General features: G+C 59.4%; 17 protein-coding genes and 1 riboswitch. Of the genes, 10 read left to right on the forward strand and 7 right to left on the reverse strand.

The window, feature by feature from the left end:
• The first annotated feature begins 92 nt into the window (after positions 1–92).
• Complete coding sequence (locus JTJ32_RS23765; RefSeq protein WP_184318491.1) at positions 93–989, forward strand: homocysteine S-methyltransferase family protein; 897 nt, start codon at positions 93–95, stop codon at positions 987–989.
• Positions 990–1,073: 84 nt separating this feature from the next.
• Here the strand turns inward: JTJ32_RS23765 and mqo are convergent, their stop codons facing one another.
• Positions 1,074–2,582: a malate dehydrogenase (quinone) gene (gene mqo, locus JTJ32_RS23770; protein ID WP_184318493.1), complete on the reverse strand. Its 1,509-nt coding sequence runs from the start codon at positions 2,580–2,582 to the stop codon at positions 1,074–1,076.
• Between the two features lie 724 nt (positions 2,583–3,306).
• Positions 3,307–3,540, reverse strand: a complete 234-nt coding sequence (locus JTJ32_RS23775; RefSeq protein ID WP_099226942.1) for a hypothetical protein — start codon at positions 3,538–3,540, stop codon at positions 3,307–3,309.
• Between the two features lie 204 nt (positions 3,541–3,744).
• Here JTJ32_RS23775 and JTJ32_RS23780 point away from each other — a divergent pair, with 204 nt between their 5' ends.
• Positions 3,745–4,329 carry a YajG family lipoprotein gene (locus tag JTJ32_RS23780; RefSeq protein WP_025993200.1) on the forward strand — a complete coding sequence of 195 codons (585 nt, stop codon included), beginning with the start codon at positions 3,745–3,747 and terminating at the stop codon, positions 4,327–4,329.
• Positions 4,330–4,402: 73 nt separating this feature from the next.
• Here JTJ32_RS23780 and JTJ32_RS23785 read toward each other — a convergent pair whose 3' ends face one another.
• Together JTJ32_RS23785 and JTJ32_RS23790 are read right to left on the reverse strand one after the other, a co-directional pair.
• Positions 4,403–4,609, reverse strand: a complete 207-nt coding sequence (locus JTJ32_RS23785; protein WP_099226941.1) for a hypothetical protein — start codon at positions 4,607–4,609, stop codon at positions 4,403–4,405.
• 221 nt (positions 4,610–4,830) lie between these two features.
• Positions 4,831–5,994 carry a 1-acyl-sn-glycerol-3-phosphate acyltransferase gene (locus tag JTJ32_RS23790; RefSeq protein ID WP_180274262.1) on the reverse strand — a complete coding sequence of 388 codons (1,164 nt, stop codon included), beginning with the start codon at positions 5,992–5,994 and terminating at the stop codon, positions 4,831–4,833.
• Between the two features lie 105 nt (positions 5,995–6,099).
• On the opposite strand from JTJ32_RS23790, the gene JTJ32_RS23795 reads away from it, so the two are divergent.
• From JTJ32_RS23795 to JTJ32_RS23810, 4 genes are all read left to right on the forward strand, one after another.
• The gene (locus JTJ32_RS23795; RefSeq protein ID WP_025996322.1) at positions 6,100–6,282 is read left to right on the forward strand and encodes a CPXCG motif-containing cysteine-rich protein; all 183 of its coding nucleotides are present in this window, start codon (positions 6,100–6,102) and stop codon (positions 6,280–6,282) included.
• Positions 6,282–6,545, forward strand: a complete 264-nt coding sequence (locus JTJ32_RS23800; protein ID WP_004885160.1) for a putative signal transducing protein — start codon at positions 6,282–6,284, stop codon at positions 6,543–6,545. Before JTJ32_RS23795 ends, JTJ32_RS23800 begins: the two co-directional genes overlap by 1 nt.
• Before the next feature lie 32 nt (positions 6,546–6,577).
• The gene (locus JTJ32_RS23805) at positions 6,578–7,207 is read left to right on the forward strand and encodes an SOS response-associated peptidase (protein ID WP_099226939.1); all 630 of its coding nucleotides are present in this window, start codon (positions 6,578–6,580) and stop codon (positions 7,205–7,207) included.
• A gap of 154 nt (positions 7,208–7,361) precedes the next feature.
• Complete coding sequence (locus JTJ32_RS23810) at positions 7,362–8,180, forward strand: M48 family metallopeptidase (RefSeq protein ID WP_029242107.1); 819 nt, start codon at positions 7,362–7,364, stop codon at positions 8,178–8,180.
• A 59-nt stretch (positions 8,181–8,239) separates the two neighbouring features.
• Here the strand turns inward: JTJ32_RS23810 and JTJ32_RS23815 are convergent, their stop codons facing one another.
• The 3 genes from JTJ32_RS23815 to JTJ32_RS23825 form a co-directional block, all read right to left on the reverse strand.
• Positions 8,240–8,824, reverse strand: a complete 585-nt coding sequence (locus JTJ32_RS23815; protein ID WP_099226937.1) for a TMEM165/GDT1 family protein — start codon at positions 8,822–8,824, stop codon at positions 8,240–8,242.
• Positions 8,825–8,893: 69 nt separating this feature from the next.
• Positions 8,894–9,032, reverse strand: a riboswitch (yybP-ykoY riboswitch).
• A 38-nt stretch (positions 9,033–9,070) separates the two neighbouring features.
• Positions 9,071–10,069 (reverse strand): methyltransferase, encoded by a 999-nt coding sequence (locus JTJ32_RS23820; protein WP_210043511.1) that lies wholly within the window; start codon positions 10,067–10,069, stop codon positions 9,071–9,073.
• Positions 10,070–10,246: 177 nt separating this feature from the next.
• Complete coding sequence (locus tag JTJ32_RS23825) at positions 10,247–11,215, reverse strand: 2-hydroxyacid dehydrogenase (RefSeq protein WP_184318498.1); 969 nt, start codon at positions 11,213–11,215, stop codon at positions 10,247–10,249.
• Between the two features lie 86 nt (positions 11,216–11,301).
• On the opposite strand from JTJ32_RS23825, the gene JTJ32_RS23830 reads away from it, so the two are divergent.
• The 4 genes from JTJ32_RS23830 (at position 11,302) to JTJ32_RS23845 (ending at position 17,490) form a co-directional block, all read left to right on the forward strand.
• Positions 11,302–11,931 carry a LysE family translocator gene (locus JTJ32_RS23830; RefSeq protein ID WP_210043512.1) on the forward strand — a complete coding sequence of 210 codons (630 nt, stop codon included), beginning with the start codon at positions 11,302–11,304 and terminating at the stop codon, positions 11,929–11,931.
• Positions 11,932–12,114: 183 nt separating this feature from the next.
• Positions 12,115–13,797 (forward strand): fatty acid--CoA ligase, encoded by a 1,683-nt coding sequence (locus JTJ32_RS23835; protein WP_099226933.1) that lies wholly within the window; start codon positions 12,115–12,117, stop codon positions 13,795–13,797.
• Between the two features lie 360 nt (positions 13,798–14,157).
• Complete coding sequence (locus JTJ32_RS23840) at positions 14,158–16,095, forward strand: DUF1302 domain-containing protein (RefSeq protein WP_184318502.1); 1,938 nt, start codon at positions 14,158–14,160, stop codon at positions 16,093–16,095.
• Between the two features lie 30 nt (positions 16,096–16,125).
• Entirely contained in the window at positions 16,126–17,490 is a 1,365-nt protein-coding gene (locus JTJ32_RS23845) for a DUF1329 domain-containing protein (protein WP_210043513.1), read from the forward strand.
• The last annotated feature ends 215 nt before the right edge of the window (positions 17,491–17,705 follow it).

Below are 17,705 nucleotides of genomic sequence, written 5' to 3' on the forward strand. Positions count from 1 at the left end.
TGTTTGTAGTTTGATGAAAGTGCCGTATTAAATACGTTATACAAGACTGACTCATAATGAGTTTTTTTCATATACATATAAGTAGATCACATATGACCCAAGGCTCAACTGTAATTCTTGATGGCGGCATGGGCCGCGAACTACAGCGTCGCGGCGCGCCATTTCGCCAGCCCGAATGGTCTGCGCTGGCCTTGAGCGAAGCACCCGAAGCCGTCAGCGATGTACACGCCGCTTATATCGAAAGTGGTGCTCAAGTGATTACAAGTAACAGCTACGCGGTGGTGCCGTTTCACATTGGCGAAGAGCGTTTTGCGAAGGAAGGTCAGGCATTGGCCGCCCTGGCCGGGACACTGGCGCGGGCATCGGCCGATGCGTCCGGTGGTCGTGCGCGCGTGGCAGGTTCGATTCCGCCGTTGTTCGGCTCCTATCGTCCGGACTTGTACAAGCCGGAGCGGGCTGCCGAAATCCTGCAGCCGCTGGTGGCCGGTCTGACGCCCTATGTAGATCTGTGGCTGGCCGAAACCCAGAGCTGCATCCTCGAAGCGCAGACCATTCGCGCAGGTCTGCCGGCGGACGGCAAACCGTTCTGGCTGTCGTTCACGCTGCAGGACGAAGACACGGATGAAGTTCCACGCCTGCGCTCAGGCGAGCCAGTGGCAGAGGCTGCCCGCGCAGCGGCCGAAATGGGCGTTGCGACACTGCTGTTCAATTGCAGTCAGCCGGAAGTGATCGGCGGTGCCATTGATGCCGCGCGTGAAGTGTTCGAGTCGTTGAACGTCGATATCGCCATCGGCGCTTACGCCAACGCTTTCCCGCCGCAACCCAAGGACGCCAAGGCCAACGATGGTCTTGATGAACTGCGCGAAGATCTCGATCCGCAGGGTTATCAGCAGTGGGCGGCAGACTGGGTCAAGCGCGGCGCCACGCACATCGGCGGCTGCTGCGGCATCGGTCCTGAGCACATCGCGGTACTGTCGCGCAGCCTTTGATCCTTCGCTTTTAACGCGCAAAGAAAAACCCCGTGGCTCGTTCGAGTCCACGGGGTTTTTCAATTCAACGACCCGCACTCAGCGTCAGGCGAAGCTCTGTTCCTGATTGGTCTTTTCAGTCAGTTCCAGGTGCTCGTCATTCTGGCTGCTGACGCGCTCGTACAGCTCTGCGTCGGTTTCCAGCGCCTTTTCCCTCGCCGGGAAAATCTCGTTGAGCTTGGCAGCCCACTCGGTGCGGGTTTTTTCCGGGAAGCAGCGTTCGATCAGTTCCAGCATGATCGATACGGTCACCGAGGCACCCGGCGAAGCGCCAAGCAATGCCGCGAGTGAACCGTCTTTCGCCGAGACCAGTTCGGTGCCGAACTGCAGCACGCCGCCTTTCTTGGCGTCTTTTTTGATGATCTGTACACGCTGACCAGCCACTTCCAGGCGCCAGTCTTCAGCTTTCGCCTCCGGATAGAAGCGACGCAGAGATTCCAGACGCTGCTCCATGGACTGCATCACTTCGCTGACCAGGTACTTGGTCAGGTCCATGTTGTCACGGGCCACCGCCAGCATCGGCTTGATGTTGGCCACGCGCACCGACAGTGGCAGGTCGAGGAACGAACCGTGCTTCAGGAACTTGGTGGTGAAACCGGCGTAAGGTCCGAACAGCAGGGATTTCTTGCCATCGACTACGCGGGTATCCAGGTGTGGCACCGACATCGGCGGCGAACCCACCGCTGCCTGGCTGTAAACCTTGGCCTGATGGTGTTTGACCACTTCCGGGTTGTCGCAACGCAGCCACTGGCCGCTGACCGGGAAGCCGCCGAAACCCTTGCTCTCTTCGATGCCGGACATCTGCAGCAACGGCAGTGCCGCGCCGCCCGCACCGAGAAACACGAATTTGGCGTCGATCTGGCGGGTACCGCCGCTGTTCACGTCCTTGATGGTCACGGTCCAGCCATCGCCCTTGCGGGTGAGGTCGGTAACGCGTTTGCAGTACTTGACCTGGGCGTCAGGCGCGCTGGAAAGATGTTTGAGCAACTGATTGGTCAGCGCACCAAAGTTGACGTCGGTGCCATTCATCATGCGCGTCGCGGCGATTTTTTCGTCCGCCGGACGGCCCGGCATCATCAGCGGCATCCACTCGGCAAGTTTGGCCTTGTCTTCGGTGTACTCCATCGACGAGAACGCGTGATGCTTGCGCATCGCCTCGAAGCGGGTCTTGAGAAACGAAATGCCGTTTTCGCCCTGAACGAAGCTGAGGTGCGGAACCGGGTTGATGAACGACTTCGCCGAACCGAAGGTGCCTTTGCGGGCCAGATAGGCCCAGAACTGCTTCGAGACTTCGAACTGGGTATTGATGTGCACCGCTTTCTTGATGTCGATGGAACCATCGGCAGCGGGCGGGGTGTAGTTGAGTTCGCACAGGCCAGCGTGGCCGGTGCCAGCATTGTTCCAGGGGTTGGAACTCTCAGCAGCACCGGAGTCCATGAGCTCAACGACTTCCAGCTTGAGGCCGGGGTCGAGCTCTTTGAGCAGTACGGCCAGCGTGGCACTCATGATGCCAGCTCCGACCAGTACTACATCGACTGCTTCGTTATGCGCCATTAACGCGTCTCCAAAATCTGCAGCACCAAATTGACGGCATACGATCCTGAGGCTGTGTGCCGGGATGTCGGGGCAAGGGTCTGGGTTGTGCCCATCGCTTCCCGGCCAGGATCGCCTGTCCGATTCTTCGCAATTTTTCGCATCTCTCGCGCAGGTCCCGGTCAGGCTCGATCAAGGTTCATCAATGAGGCATGAACGCATGTTCGACCCTGCTCGGCCATTCGACCATCGTCACGGTACAAGTCACGCAGGCGACCTGAACCTGACGAGCGTCGTCAGGCCCCGGTAATGGAGGCGCAGTCGCGGTCAGTCCTGTTCAAAAGGGCCGGTTCAGACGCTGATGGTGCATTTACAAACGCGTACCTATTCATTTGCTCGCCACACTCTTGTGAAGTAGTGAAACCGTTTTTCACGTTCTTTTGGAAACGCGAACCAAACCTCAAAATGGCTGCGATAGCAGCGCTGGCAGATCGATGCATACAAGGTGAGGCGCTGACAGACCAGAAAGGTTCGATAGGATTCGAGCGATTCTGCAACATTCATCGAGCACACCGGCGTGCAATGACCTGTGTGGGCGGCTCTCTGTGGGCAGAACGGAGGCGCTAATGCGACGATTAGCAATGCTGCGAGGCCCGATCAGGAGACGTCCTTATAATCGGGGGGAGATTATAGCGATGAAACGACTGAAATTGATCGGTTTAAGTGACTTTTATTCGTGATCGGGTCAGGCAGTGATTAATTGGCGTCGTGTCGCTCTCACGTCACGCTGCGCAACACGGGCGCTGGCGGGCAGTGGCAGGTTCAACCAGTTGAGTCGCTGCTCGGTCACTTCGACCCAGTCATGTCCTGACGGACGTTCGACGCAGTGCTTGAAAGCGCGGCAGATGCCAGCGTGGTCCACGCGCGCGTAATGACGATGCTGGGGGCGTGCGGTGAAGAGGGACCAGAAGAGATTCATGGCGCAGCTCCTTTCGTGAGTGAGCGTCGAGGCAGTGAAGGCAAGTCTGCCGCCTTGTTATGACGCCCTGATTACATCTCTCGCACCTGAACCATCGCCGATTTATGAATGTCCCAGCCTTGTCGGCTGGTGGACACTGGTTTGCCGGTGTTGCACGCCGCTATACTGCGGCACATTTAGTGTCTGGTCCTTGGAGAGATGAGCATGCTGCGTCGCCTTTTGTTCGGTTTGCTTGCTGTAAGCAGTTTGACCCTGGTGGGCTGTGCCCACAGCCCGCAACAACTCAGCCCGCAACCCAAGCTGAATGCACAACTCGCGCCTGTCGGACGCGGTCAGCCGGTCATCGTGCGCGTGGTAGACGGTCGTCCTGGTCCGACGCTGGGCACGCGTGGCGGCATGTACCCGGAGACGAGTTCGATCAGCGTCAGCGGCAACGACATCGTGCCAAAGCTGCAGGCTCAGGCGGAAGCCGCCGTGCGTCTGCTGGGCTTCACCCCGACTCAGGGTGGCGGCAACGCACCTCAGTTGACGGTGACCCTTGCTGACCTCAAGTATCAGTCGCCGAAAGAAGGCCTGTACGTGACCGAAGCCACCATCAGCTCGACCTTCCGCGCCGATGTTCGCAACAACGGTCGCAATTACAGCGGCCGTTATGCCGCATCGCTGGATCAGCGTTTCGGCATGGCGCCGAACCAGGAGACCAACACCAAGCTGGTGAGTGATGTCCTGAGTGACGCGCTGACGCGTGTCTTCCAGGACCCGACCATCGGTTCGACCCTGTCGCAGTAAGTCATTGCGAAGAAAAAGCCCGGCCCTCGATGAGAGGGCCGGGCTTTTTTACATCTGCAGATCGCTGGCGGGATCAGGCTGCCTGCTGATAGAAGTCCAGAAAACTGAAGCCGGTTACCTGATCCACGTCCGGCAGATCATGGTGGATATGCCCGCCCAGAGCGCAGTAGACCAGCCAGTGGCGGTCTTGAACGTTGAACGACAGGGCATCGATCAGCTCCTGCTGTTCATCGCTCTGCGCGATCAGATAAAGGCGGTCCTGGTTTTTTGCATGCAGCATGACAAGCTCCAAAAGGAAGGAAGTCCGTTTCTTGAGGAGCCACACAATGCCGAGGGCGCGTTACGGTTAGGTGACAGCGCGAAGGAAACTTCTTACAGGATGATTCAAGCTGTGCGCTTGGCTCGCCGGGTTCGCCATCTTCGCTATTTGTGCCGCAGAGCGGTACAGGATGCACGCCCACTCCATGTGGGCGTGATCAAACTGGCGCAATCGCTGGCAATCTAAAGCGCCAACCCTGCCTTGACCCGATACTGATTACGCACCGGCGTCGCGTACTGCTGCACCAGATACGGCCGGTGTTCGGCGGGCACGCCAGCGAGTCTGCTTTCCCACTCATCTTTTGCACGATTGAGTTCATCGGCCGGGAACAGGTCTGCAGCCAGCGGCACGCTCAGGCTCGGGTCAGCGTCCGTCCACTGCGCGTAGGCCAGATAGTGCACCGGGAACAGACGGTAGCCGCCAAGGATCTGCCGGTCCATTTCGACGGCCAGTTGCTTGGTGTCTTCGAAATGCTCGGTGATCGGCGGCGCGAAGTTCACGTGCACGCGACCTTTATAGCCGGTGATGCCCAGCGCGATGCTCACGTCGTCCTCGCCCGGCGTCTTGGTGTAGACGCCCGTGGTGGCACGGATATACAGCTCGCGCGCCTTGGCCTGATCGCAAGGATCGTATTCGTAGCTGATCGACACCGGGATCAGGTTAAGGGAACGAATCACGTCGCCGAAAGGCTCATCCTTGCGGCTCATGTGGAACATCTTGAGGATCGCCGACTCGGTACGGTCATCTCCGTCCTTGGCGCGTCCTTCAGCCTGAGCAATCCAGATCGACTGGCAATCCTTGGTGATCGAATGGTTGATGTACGCCGATAGCAACTGATAGGCCGCCATCTTCTCGCGACGCCCGATGATCGAGCGGTGCACGATAAAGCTCTTGTTCAGGCGCATCAGGTCGCTGACAAAGGGCTTCTGCAGAAGGTTGTCGCCAATGGCAATGCGCGGCGTCGGCAGGCCGGCGTGATACACGGCGTAGTTGACGAACGCAGGGTCCATCACGATATCGCGGTGGTTGGCGAGAAACAGATAGGCGCTGCCGGACTTGAGTTGCTCGACGCCAGTGTAGGTAACGCCGTCGGTGGCGCGCTCAATGGTGTGGTCGACGTAGTACTCGACCTTGTCCTGAAGCGTGGCAACCGAATCGATACCGGCGAACTCTCGGCGCAGCTTGCGGGCCAGGGTCGGTTGCAGAAACCAGCCGAACGCAGGCGCCAGACGAGGAAAACGGAATTTGGTCAGAATCGCGAGAAAGGCTTTATCACTCAGCAGACGTGCCAGAACGGCTGGGACTTCTGAATCGTTGTAAGGTCGGATGGCATCGAATTCGCCCATCATGCTCTCTTGTTGGAATCGGATAGGGTAAAAAGAAGGCAGGTTTTTCACGACAACCTTCAAAGAATGGCGCAATTATACGCACAACTGATCTCGGAGACCGCGATGCAGGAATTACAGAGTTACGACTGCCCTTACTGCGGCGAGCCCGTCGAGGCGCTACTGGATCTGTCCGGTGGTGATCAACAGTATATTGAAGACTGTCAGGTCTGCTGCCGCCCGATCGTATTCGACCTCCAGACCGACGGCGAGCAATGGACGCTGGATGTACGCACCGAGAACGAGTGATGCAGAGAATCTACGAGCCGGAAAACCTCATGGAAGGTGAGTTGCTCCAGGGCATGCTGGCCAGCGAAGGGATCGAAGCGGGCCTCACGGGCCGCGATCTTCTGGGCGGGATGGGCGAGCTGCCCGTGTTCGGCCTGCTGTGGATCACCGTCGATGACGACAAGGTCGAGCGCGCACGGGAACTGATCACTGCGTACAATGCAGCCTCGCCTTTGTCCGGTGGCGACGAGCCGGACAGTTTTCCCGATGTACTGGTGTGCTGAGCGCCTTCCTTTAAAGAGTCCGATTACCCCTCATGTGTGGACGTTATGCCCTGTTTCGCTGGACACCCGCTTTTGCGGCCTTGCCCGGTTTTCCGGCTGACCAGCAGGCGCAATGGAATATTTCTCCGGCCGACTGGGTATTGATCATGCGTGCTGCCGAGGGCGGTCGTGATGTGGAACTGGTGCGTGCCCGCTGGGGCCTGACACCCGCCTGGCTGACCGATCTGTCGAAAACCCCGGCTCATGCACGCGCTGAAACCGTGGCCGAGCAGCCCATGTTTCGCGAAGCCTTCAAGCAGCGGCGTTGTCTGCTTCCCGCCAATGGCTTCTATGAATGGCGCGGCACCTCGCGCAAACGCCCGTTCTGGCTCACGCCGGGCGAGGGCTCGGCATTGTTTTTTGCAGCGATCTGGGAAGCGTACCCGGTGCAGGGCCATACCTACCTGAGTGTCGCAGTGGTGACCCAGGCCGCCGCCACTCAGCGCCGTCCCTTGATTCTGGATGCTGAAGGTCAGAAAGCCTGGCTGTCACCCGACACGTCGCTCCCTGAACTGCAAGCCTTGCTGGCCGCGCCGCAGGTAGCGCTACGCGAACGGCCACTGGCCAATTTCGTGAACGACCCGAAACTCAATGCGCCTGAGTGTCTGACGCCGCTGAGTTGATAAATGTGTATAAGCTGACACGCGCCTGATACACACCTGACATACCCAAGGAACCATTTACCACTGGCATGTACCAATATGGCAATTGGCTGGTATCTGGCGCTGGGCGTATTCACGTCCTAGGATGACCGCCTCACGAACAAGGAGATCCACCATGCGTCAGTCATTTGCCCTCTGTGCCTTGAGCGCTGCGTTACTGCTCGGCGGGTGTCAGGCCGTCAATACCACGACCGGTGATTCGGTAGGTGTCGAGCGCAAGCAGTACATGTTCAGCATGCTGTCCACGGATGAAGTGAACAAAATGTACGCCCAGTCCTACCAGCAGACGGTAGGCGAGGCGAGCAGCAAGGGCGTGCTGGACACCACCAGTTCAGACGCCAAGCGCGTCAATGCGATTGCCAAACGACTGATCGCGCAGGCGCCGAAGCTGCGTCCCGACTCGGCGCAATGGCAGTGGGAAGTGAACCTGATCAAGAGCGATGACCTGAACGCCAACTGCGGTCCTGGCGGCAAGATCATTTTCTTCACGGGCCTGATCGATACCCTGAAACTGACGGACGACGAAATTGCGGCGGTCATGGGCCATGAAATCGCCCATGCCTTGCGCGAGCATGGCCGTGAAGCGATGTCCAAGGCCTACGGCGTGGCGATGGCCAAACAGGGCGCTGGCGCCTTGCTCGGTCTGGGTCAGGACACCATGGCGCTCGCCGACACCGCGGTTAATTACAGCATGACCCTGCCCAACAGCCGCAGCAACGAAAACGAAGCGGATCTGCTGGGCCTTGAGCTGGCGGCGCGCGCCGGTTACAACCCCAACGCGGCCATCACTCTCTGGCAGAAAATGACCCAGAATTCGGGCGGTTCCCAGCCTGAGTTCATGAGCACTCACCCGGCTTCGGAACACCGCATTGCCTCTCTGCAGGCTGCGATTCCCAAGGTGATGCCGCTGTATCAGAGCGCTCCCAAGTCCTGATCGATCTCCCTGAACGGCGCGTTGCCTGAGACTTGCAACGCGTCTGATCCAGTCAAACGTCAAATCCAGCCACTGACCTGCATGGCTTTGTAAACCGCGACCAGCGCCAGCACGAAGAAGGCACAGGCGGCCAGTCGGCGAATCATCGTGAGCGGGAGTTTGTCTGCTGCAAAATTCCCCGCCAGCACCACCGGTACGTTGGCGATCAGCATGCCGACCGTAGTACCGATAATCACCAGCCAGAGATGCGAATACTGCGCTGCCAGCATGACGGTGGCGATCTGCGTCTTGTCGCCGATTTCAGCGATGAAGAAGGTGATGAGGGTGGTCATGAACGGGCCGAATTTACGTGCCGTGCTGGCTTCGTCATCGTCCATCTTGTCCGGAACCAGTGTCCAGAGCGCGGTGGCGGTAAAGCTTGCTGCCAGAATCCAGTGCAGGACGGCGTCAGAAAGGAAACTGCTGAACCATGCCCCTACTGCGCCGGCGGCCGCATGGTTGGCCAGGGTCGCGGCGACGATGCCGGCGATGATGGGCCAGGGTTTGCGAAAGCGTGCGGCGAGGATGAGCGCGAGCAATTGCGTCTTGTCACCGATCTCGGCGAGCGCAACAACTGCGGTAGGGATTAAGAGTGATTCCAGCATCAGGTTTCCTAAGGGGCGGGTCGACACGGCTATGACACGTACAGCCTTCCCGCCCCGGGTAAGGTGTTCGTGTCATAGGTCTTGTCAAACCACCGATCCGTCTGAGCGGATTCTGGGTCGCACGCACCATGGTCTGAGGACCAAGTATGTTGATACGTGCCGGACGAGCGTGAGGCTCGTGGGAGACTACTCCCCTAGGACGGAGCGGATTCTGCCCTTGCAGAATCCTTTCGGCAAGCTCTTATTTCAGGAACGTTTGGCGCTGTAGATCTTGAAACCGTTGCCCTGGGCACGGACCTCACAGGCGCCGACATGCTCTTCGATCAGCGGCTGATAGCGCAGGAAATTGTTCGCAACCAGACGCAGTTCGCCACCCAATTTCAGATGTTGGCGTGCTTTTCTCAGCAGGTTTTCGGTCGCCATGTAGTCGGTATGAACACCGACATGAAATGGCGGATTGCTCAGAATCGTGTTCAATCCCATGGGTGCAGCGTCGATTCCGTCACCGGTCAACACCTGTGCTTCAAGACCATTGGCTGCCAGCGTCAGACGCGAACTGGCCGCAGCGAAGGCGTCCACATCCAGCATCACCACTTCGTTGTGCGGATAGCGACGCTTTACCGCAGCACCGAGAACGCCCGCGCCACAGCCGAAATCGAGCAGATTGCCGCTCGGGAGTTTGTCGATGTTTTCCAGAAGCAAAGCCGAGCCCCGATCCAGACGGCCGTGGCTGAATACGCCAGGGAGACTGATGACCGCGAGCGGGCCATCCTGCAGGTCAATCTGATAAGGCTTGGCGAGGCTTTCCAGGCTGACCGCCTGCGGGGCAGTTTCAACGGTGACCTGCCAGAGCTGACAGTGACGCGCGCTGTCCAGCTTGCGGGCCCGACCGAACGGGCTCAGTTGCCGGGCGGCGGCTTCGATACCGCCGCGTTTCTCGCCGACCAGAAACAGCTCGCGACCCTGAAGCCGGGAGGCCAGCGCGTTGAGCAGGTAGTCGGTCAGGTCGCGGGCCTTGGGCAGGAACAGCACGGCGGCTTCGAACGGCTCTTCCGGCGCCTCGACACCGAAGTGCGTGCGTCCGTCGAAACGTGCATCCAGTGCCGACTGATCACCGGCGTGCCAGCACCAGCCACGGGCCTGCGGCAGCTTCCCGAGCAGGTCATCGGCAGGCAATCCGGCCAACAACAGCGAGCCCTGAAACAGCTCGGCCTGACGGAGTAACACTTCACTGCGCGGGTCCATGGAATGGCTCCTGAAAAAGCGCGCAGTTTAACAGGATTGGCGAGCGGGCATTCTGGAGAACGGCGCAGAACCGCCAGCCTCTGACCCTTTTGTGCCTGTCATGCAGAGCGTCACGGGCCGCATGCCCATGCCGCTCAGGATGCTCCGCGTCCCTGCACGGTGCGCCGCCGTGCAGCATCACCCACTCACAACCCTGACCGGCGCACCCGCGAAGAACGCCCGGGCGTTTTCGGTGACCTGGCTGACGATACGCTGGCGGGCTTCCTTCGCGCCCCAGGCGCTGTGCGGGGTGATGATCAGGCGCGGAATGTCGCCTGCGAGCAGCGGATTGCCTGCCACTGGAGGCTCCACGCTCAGCACGTCCGACGCTGCGCCGCCCAGGTGGCCGTTGCGCAGTGCGTCAGCCAGGGCCTGTTCATTGATCAGTCCGCCGCGTGCGGTGTTGACGATGAGGGCATGAGGTTTCATCAGGCTCAGTTCGTGCGCGCCGATCATGTCGCGGGTGTTGTCGTTGAGCGGGCAGTGAAGGGTGAGGGCATCGACCTGAGGCAGCAGTTCTGCCAGTGGCAGACGATCCGCCCGCGCTGGCCGGCCTGGAACCTGACCCAGCAGCACGCGCATGCCGAATGCCTCGGCCAGTCTTGCCACCGCACCGCCCAGTTCGCCATGGCCCAGCAGGCCCAGCGTCTTGCCTTGCAGCTCGACGATCGGAAAATCCAGCAGGCAGAATTGTTTCGACTTCTGCCACAGGCCCTGATGCACAGCCTGCTGGTAATCCGGCAGGCGAGTCGCGAGGGCCAGCAGCAGAAGCAGCGTGTGCTGGGCCACCGACGGCGTGCCGTAGCCCTGACAGTTGCACACCGTCACCCCGTGTTCGCGAGCGGAAACCAGGTCGATATTGTTGGTGCCCGTCGCGGTGACCAGAACCAGTTTGAGGTCCGGACACGCCGCGAACGTACTGGCATCGATCACGACCTTGTTGCTGATTGCGACCTGAGCACCTTTCAGGCGCTCCACCACCTGCTCAGGTCCCGTGCTGGCGTACAGCACCAGTTCGCCAACACTTTCACGCAACGTTGCCAGATCCAGATCGCCCAGATCCAGCGACGTGTGGTCGAGGAAAACTGCTCTGCCGGGATTGCTCATAGCTGTACCTTTTGCCGGGAAGTTGAAAAGCGTAGTGTGATCAGCCTATCAGAGCCAACGCTCATCACTCTTCCCTGGGAGGCTTCATGTACTGGCCGGAATTTCTTACCGTTGCACTGATCCATCTGCTGGCCGTGGCCAGCCCCGGTCCCGATTTTGCGGTGGTGGTGCGCGAGAGTGTTACCCACGGTCGCAAGGCGGGCACCTGGGCGGCGCTGGGTGTCGGCTCGGCGATTTTTGTGCATGTGGGCTATTCGCTTCTGGGCATCGGAATCATCGTTTCGCAATCCATCGTGCTGTTCAACGCCTTGAAGTGGGCGGCGGCGGCGTACCTGCTGTACATCGGCTTCAAGGCCCTGCGTGCCAAACCTGCCAGCGCGTCGGATGACGTCATCAAGGCCCCTGTGGGCGAACGCACGGCAAAAGGCGCTTACGTGAGCGGTTTCGTCACCAATGGCCTCAACCCCAAGGCCACGCTGTTCTTCCTGTCGCTGTTCACCGTCGTCATCAACCCGCACACGCCGTTGTTGGTACAGGGCGGATACGGCGTCTACCTCGCGGCGGCGACTGCCTTATGGTTCTGTCTGGTCGCCCGTCTGTTCAGTCAGGCACGGGTGCGCGCCGGTTTTGCACGAATGGGCCACTGGTTCGACCGCGCGATGGGCGGGGTGTTGATCGCGCTGGGCATCAAGCTTGCGCTGACCGAGATGCGTTGAGTTTCGGGTAAATGAACGTGCAGGTTCGTGTGGCAGAGTGCGTTGGATGCAGCGGAGAATGGCTGGCCAGACGCCTGCATGGCTTGGATGAACAAATCATCATTTTGGCTGATTTGGCTGGCGAGGCGATGTTCTAGAGTCCATATTTCAGGCTTGGCCTGTGAACTTTGGAAAGGGACTCATATGTTACAGACTCGCGTTCTTCCGCCAGCCGATGGCGCTTATCAGTACCCTCTGTTGCTCAAACGGCTTCTGATGTCCGGCAGCCGCTATGAAAAAACGCGTGAAATCGTTTACCGGGACTCACTCCGCTATACCTATGTGGAACTCAATGAACGTATCTGTCGCCTTGCCAATGTGCTGACAGCGGCCGGGGTAAAGGCTGGCGATACGGTGGCAGTCATGGATTGGGACAGCCACCGGTACCTGGAGTGCATGTTCGCGATTCCGATGATTGGTGCGGTGATACACACCGTCAACGTGCGACTCTCGCCGGAGCAGATTGCCTACACCATCAACCATGCCGATGACCGGGTTGTGCTGGTCAATAGCGAATTTACTGGCCTTTACAACGCTATCGCCGGGCACCTGACCACCGTCGAAAAGACCCTGCTGCTGACCGATCTGCCGGAAAAGACGGCGGATTTGCCGAATCTGGTTGGCGAATACGAGGAACTGCTGGCCGCGGCGAGCCCCGAGTATGAATTCGAGGATTTCGACGAAAACTCGGTCGCCACCATGTTCTACACCACGGGCACGACAGGTAACCCCAAGGGGGTGTACTTCACCCACCGGCAACTGGTCCTGCACACCATGGGGGTCGCGACCATCATGGGGTGCATCGACAGTGTGCGGCTGTTGGGCACCGATGATGTCTACATGCCGATCACCCCGATGTTCCATGTGCATGCGTGGGGGATTCCCTACGCCGCGACCATGCTCGGGCTCAAACAGGTCTATCCCGGTCGTTACGATCCTGAGCTGCTGGTCGAGCTGTGGCGCAAGGAGAAGGTGACGTTCTCCCATTGTGTGCCGACCATCATGCAGATGCTGCTCAACGCCAAGTCTGCTGCTGACATTGATTTCGGCGGCTGGAAGATCATCATCGGCGGCAGCTCGCTTACGCGCACGCTGTACAAGGCGGCCAAGGCGAAAGGGATTCAGCTCACGGCGGCTTACGGCATGTCCGAAACCGGGCCGCTGATTTCCGTGGCGCACATCAACGAAGAATTGAAAGCGGGCAGTGAAGACGAGCGCATCACCTACCGGATCAAGGCGGGTGTGCCGGGAATGCTGGTGGACGCGGCGATCGTCGATGAGAACGGCAACTTTCTGCCGACCGATGGCGAAACCCAGGGCGAATTGGTGTTGCGTGCGCCCTGGCTGAGCGAGAGCTACTACCGGGAGCCTGAAAAGGGTGCCGAGATGTGGGCGGGCGGCTGGATGCACACGGGAGACGTTGCGACGCTGGACGGCATGGGCTTCATCGACATCCGCGACCGCATCAAGGACGTGATCAAGACCGGCGGCGAATGGATTTCCTCCCTCGCGCTTGAAGACCTGTGCAGTCGCCACCCCGCCGTGCGCGAAGTGGCCGTGGTCGGTATTCCTGATCCGCAGTGGGGCGAGCGGCCTTTTGCGTTGCTGGTGGTGCGCGAAGGGCATGAGCTGGACGCCCGGATTCTGAAGGAGCATCTCAAGCCTTTCGTCGAGCAGGGACACATCAACAAGTGGGCCATTCCCAGCCAGATCGCGCTTGTTACTGAAATTCCCAAAACCAGTGTCGGCAAGCTCGACAAGAAGAAGATGCGCCTGGACATCGTCCAGTGGCAGAACAGCAACAGTGCGTTTCTTTCCACGCTCTGACTGATTTTCACGCTGCGCACCTGCCGCGCAAGTCAGTGCGGCAGGCACTTACGTCGAGGACACCGCTCTGCGCCTTGCCAAATCGCCAATATCAGCCATTCTCCCCTCCAGGCCTGTCGCACAGTTCCTCCGGAACAGGCGGGCCAGAGGCGTTGATGCTGCAAATCACACTTTAGAGGGATATGGCATCAGCGCCTGCTGGATATAGTCGGCATAGGGAATGCGCAAGAGCGGAAGTACATTTTGTGTTGGCGCCATCCAGGCTGCCTGATGAGTGTTGCCAGTCAGTTTGATTCGACTGCCGAGTCGTTTTTGAAATTTCCCACTGCCATAACAATAAAAGCACATGGAGTAGCGTCGATGACAACAACCAACCCCTTCTGGCGCCGGGCAAAGTTGCCCCTGGCCGTCAGTCTTGCCTCTTCGCTCGCCGGTCCTGCTTTCGGCGTTTCCTTCAACATTGGCGAGATTGAAGGCAGTTTCGACTCCTCGCTCTCTGTGGGTGCCAGCTGGTCGACCGAAAAGGCCAACAAGAACCTGATCGGCGCCAACAATGGCGGGCGCGGGCTGTCGCAGACGTCAGACGATGGCCATTTGAACTTCAAGCGTGGGGAGACGTTCTCGAAGATCTTCAAGGGTATCCATGACCTGGAACTGAAGTACGGCGACACCGGCGTGTTCATGCGTGGCAAGTACTGGTACGACTTCGAGCTCAAGGACGAAGGTCGCGAGTTCAAGGACATCAGCGATTCGAACCGCAAGGAGGGCGCCAAGTCGTCCGGGTTCCAGTTGCTGGATGCTTTCGTCTATCACAACTATTCGATCGCTGATCAGCCAGGCTCGGTCCGTTTCGGCAAGCAGGTCATCAGTTGGGGTGAAAGTACCTTCATCGGCGGCGGTATCAACAGCGTCAACCCTATCGACGTGTCCGCGTTCCGTCGGCCTGGCTCGGAAATCAAGGAAGGCCTGATTCCGGTCAACATGTTCTATCTGTCGCAGAGCCTGACCGACAACCTGTCGGCCGAAGGTTTCTACCAGCTCGAGTGGGACCAGACGGTCACCGACAACTGCGGCACGTTCTTTTCGCAACCTGACGTCATCTCCGACGGCTGTGACAACAACCTCGCCGTACTGCGCAGCCGCAGTGGTCTGAACACCTCACTGGCCGCAGCGGGTCTGCCGGCTGCAGCGCGCGGTGCCGTGTTCAACTCGCTGAGCCAGCAGGGCGTGGTGTTCGGCAATCCTGACGAAGGCGCGATCGTGCGCCGTGGCCCTGACCGCGATGCGCGTGACAGCGGCCAGTTCGGTTTCGCCCTGCGTTACAACTATGAGCCGCTGGATACCGAGTTCGGCGCCTACATGATGAACTACCACAGCCGTGCGCCGATCTTCAGCGGACGCGGCGGTTCGGCAGCCTCTTTCAGCCCGGCCGGTCTGGTGGGGTCGCTGGTGCGCAACGGCATTCCGCAGGCCACGGCCGCGCGTCTGGCACCGACCTTGCTGCCTGTCGTGGTGGCCGGTAACTCCAGCTATTACGTCGAATACCCTGAGGACATCCGCCTGTACGGCCTGAGCTTCTCCACCACACTGCCTACCGGCACCGCGTGGAGTGGTGAAATCAGCTACCGTCCGAACGCGCCGGTTCAGGTCAACACCACGGATATCCTGTACTCGGGCATTTCGCCGCTCAACCCGAACGTTTCGCTGCTGAACGGTCAGCCCAACACCGACCAGCCAGGTTATCGCCGCAAGGAAATCACTCAACTGCAGACCACCTTCACCCAGTTCTTCGATCAGGTCATGGGGGCAGAGCGTCTGACTCTGGTGGGCGAGGTAGGCTTTACTCATGTCGGCGGTCTGGAAAGCACTTCCGAGATCCGCTATGGCCGTGACCCGGTCTACGGACCCGGACCGTTGCCGGGTGGCCAGTGCGCCACACTCAACGCCGGTACCCTCACTGGTGCCGATCAGAACAACCTGACCCGCTACTGCGAGAACGATGGTTTCACCACCTCCAACTCCTGGGGCTACCGCGCTCGCGCCATCTGGGACTACAACAGCTTCTTCGCCGGAGTAAACCTGCGCCCGAGCGTGGCCTGGTCGCATGACGTCAAGGGCTACTCGCCAGGCCCTGGCGGCAACTTCGAGGAAGGACGCAAGGCGGTCAGCCTCGGTCTGGATGCCGAGTACCAGAACACCTACACCGCAGCCCTTTCCTACACCAACTTCTTCGATGGGAAGTACACCACGGTTGATGACCGCGACTTCGTTGCGCTCAGCTTCGGCATGAACTTCTAAGAACACGGTTTTTTCGGGATGACGATAAATATGAAAATAACAAAGGGTCTGTTGCAAGCCGGTCTGTTGAGCATGTCGCTGTTGGCGACCAGCGTGATGGCGGCAGTGTCTGAATCCGAGGCAGCAAAACTGGGGACGTCCCTGACGCCCATGGGGGCAGAAAAGGCGGGCAACGCGGCGAACACTATTTCGGCCTGGGCGCCGATGCCGAAAAACGCCGGAGCAGTCGATAGCAAAGGGTTCCTGGCCAATCCGTATGCCAGCGAAAAGCCGTTGTTCACCATCACGGCGGCCAACGTCGAGCAGTACAAGGACAAACTGGCACCCGGCCAATACGCAATGTTCAAGCGCTATCCGGACAGTTACCGGATTCCGGTGTATCCGACGCACCGTGGTGCGACCGTGCCGGACGAGGTCTACGCAGCCATCAAACGTAATGCGACCACGACCAAACTGGTCGGCGGCGGCAGCGGTCTGGAGAACTTCGATACCGCCATCCCGTTTCCAATCCCTGCCAACGGCGTCGAGGTGATCTGGAACCATATCACCCGCTACCGTGGCGGGAGCGTGAAGCGACTGGTGACCCAGGCCACTCCACAGCCCAACGGCTCCTACAGTCTGGTGTACTTTGCCGACCAGTTCGTATTCCGCGACAAGATGCGCGATTTCGATCCCAAGAATCCGGGCAACGTCCTGTTCTACTTCAAACAGGAAGTGACCGCGCCGGCACGGCTGGCCGGTGGCGTGCTGTTGGTCCACGAAACACTCGATCAGGTGAAAGAACCGCGTTCGGCCTGGCTGTACAACGCGGGGCAGCGTCGCGTGCGCCGTGCTCCGCAGGTGTCGTATGACGGTCCGGGCACTGCATCTGACGGCTTGCGCACGTCCGATAACCTGGACATGTACAACGGCGCGCCGGATCGCTACGACTGGAAACTGATCGGCAAGCAGGAAATGTACATCGCCTCCAACAGCCACAAGCTGGACGATCCGACGCTCAAGTACGCCGACATCATCAAGGCCGGTCACATCAACCAGGACCTGACCCGTTACGAGCTGCGTCGTGTCTGGCACGTGACTGCAACCCTGAAGGAAGGCCAGCGCCATATCTATGCCAAGCGTGACTTCTTCATCGACGAAGACACCTGGCAGGCGGCGGTGATCGACCACTACGACGGTCGCGGCCAACTGTGGCGCGTCGCGGAGGCTCATGCCGAGAACTACTACGACAAGCAAGTGCCGTGGTACGCCATTGAAACCCTGTACGACCTGCAATCGGGCCGCTACGTGGCGCTGGGCATGAAGAACGAAGAGAAACGTGCCTATGAGTTCGGCTTCACGGCTGGCACCAGCGACTTCACGCCAAACGCGCTGCGTCAGGAAGGCGTTCGTTAAGCATCGGTTTGTAGCGCTTGCGGATACACGCAGCGCGTCCACGGAAACCGTTTGAACAGTAAAGCCCCGTCCGCGGGGCTTTTTTGCGTATGGCCTCATGCCTTATAAGTCGTAGGAATTTTGTTACAGTCTTTTCAATGATGACCTTCAAAACGATCCGCTAACCCGCTAGTCTCCGAGCACTGCCAAGCCGAACAAATCGATTCATACAAGAG

The sequence above is a fragment of the Pseudomonas alliivorans genome, from assembly GCF_017826695.1.
Taxonomy (GTDB): Bacteria; Pseudomonadota; Gammaproteobacteria; order Pseudomonadales; family Pseudomonadaceae; genus Aquipseudomonas; species Aquipseudomonas alliivorans.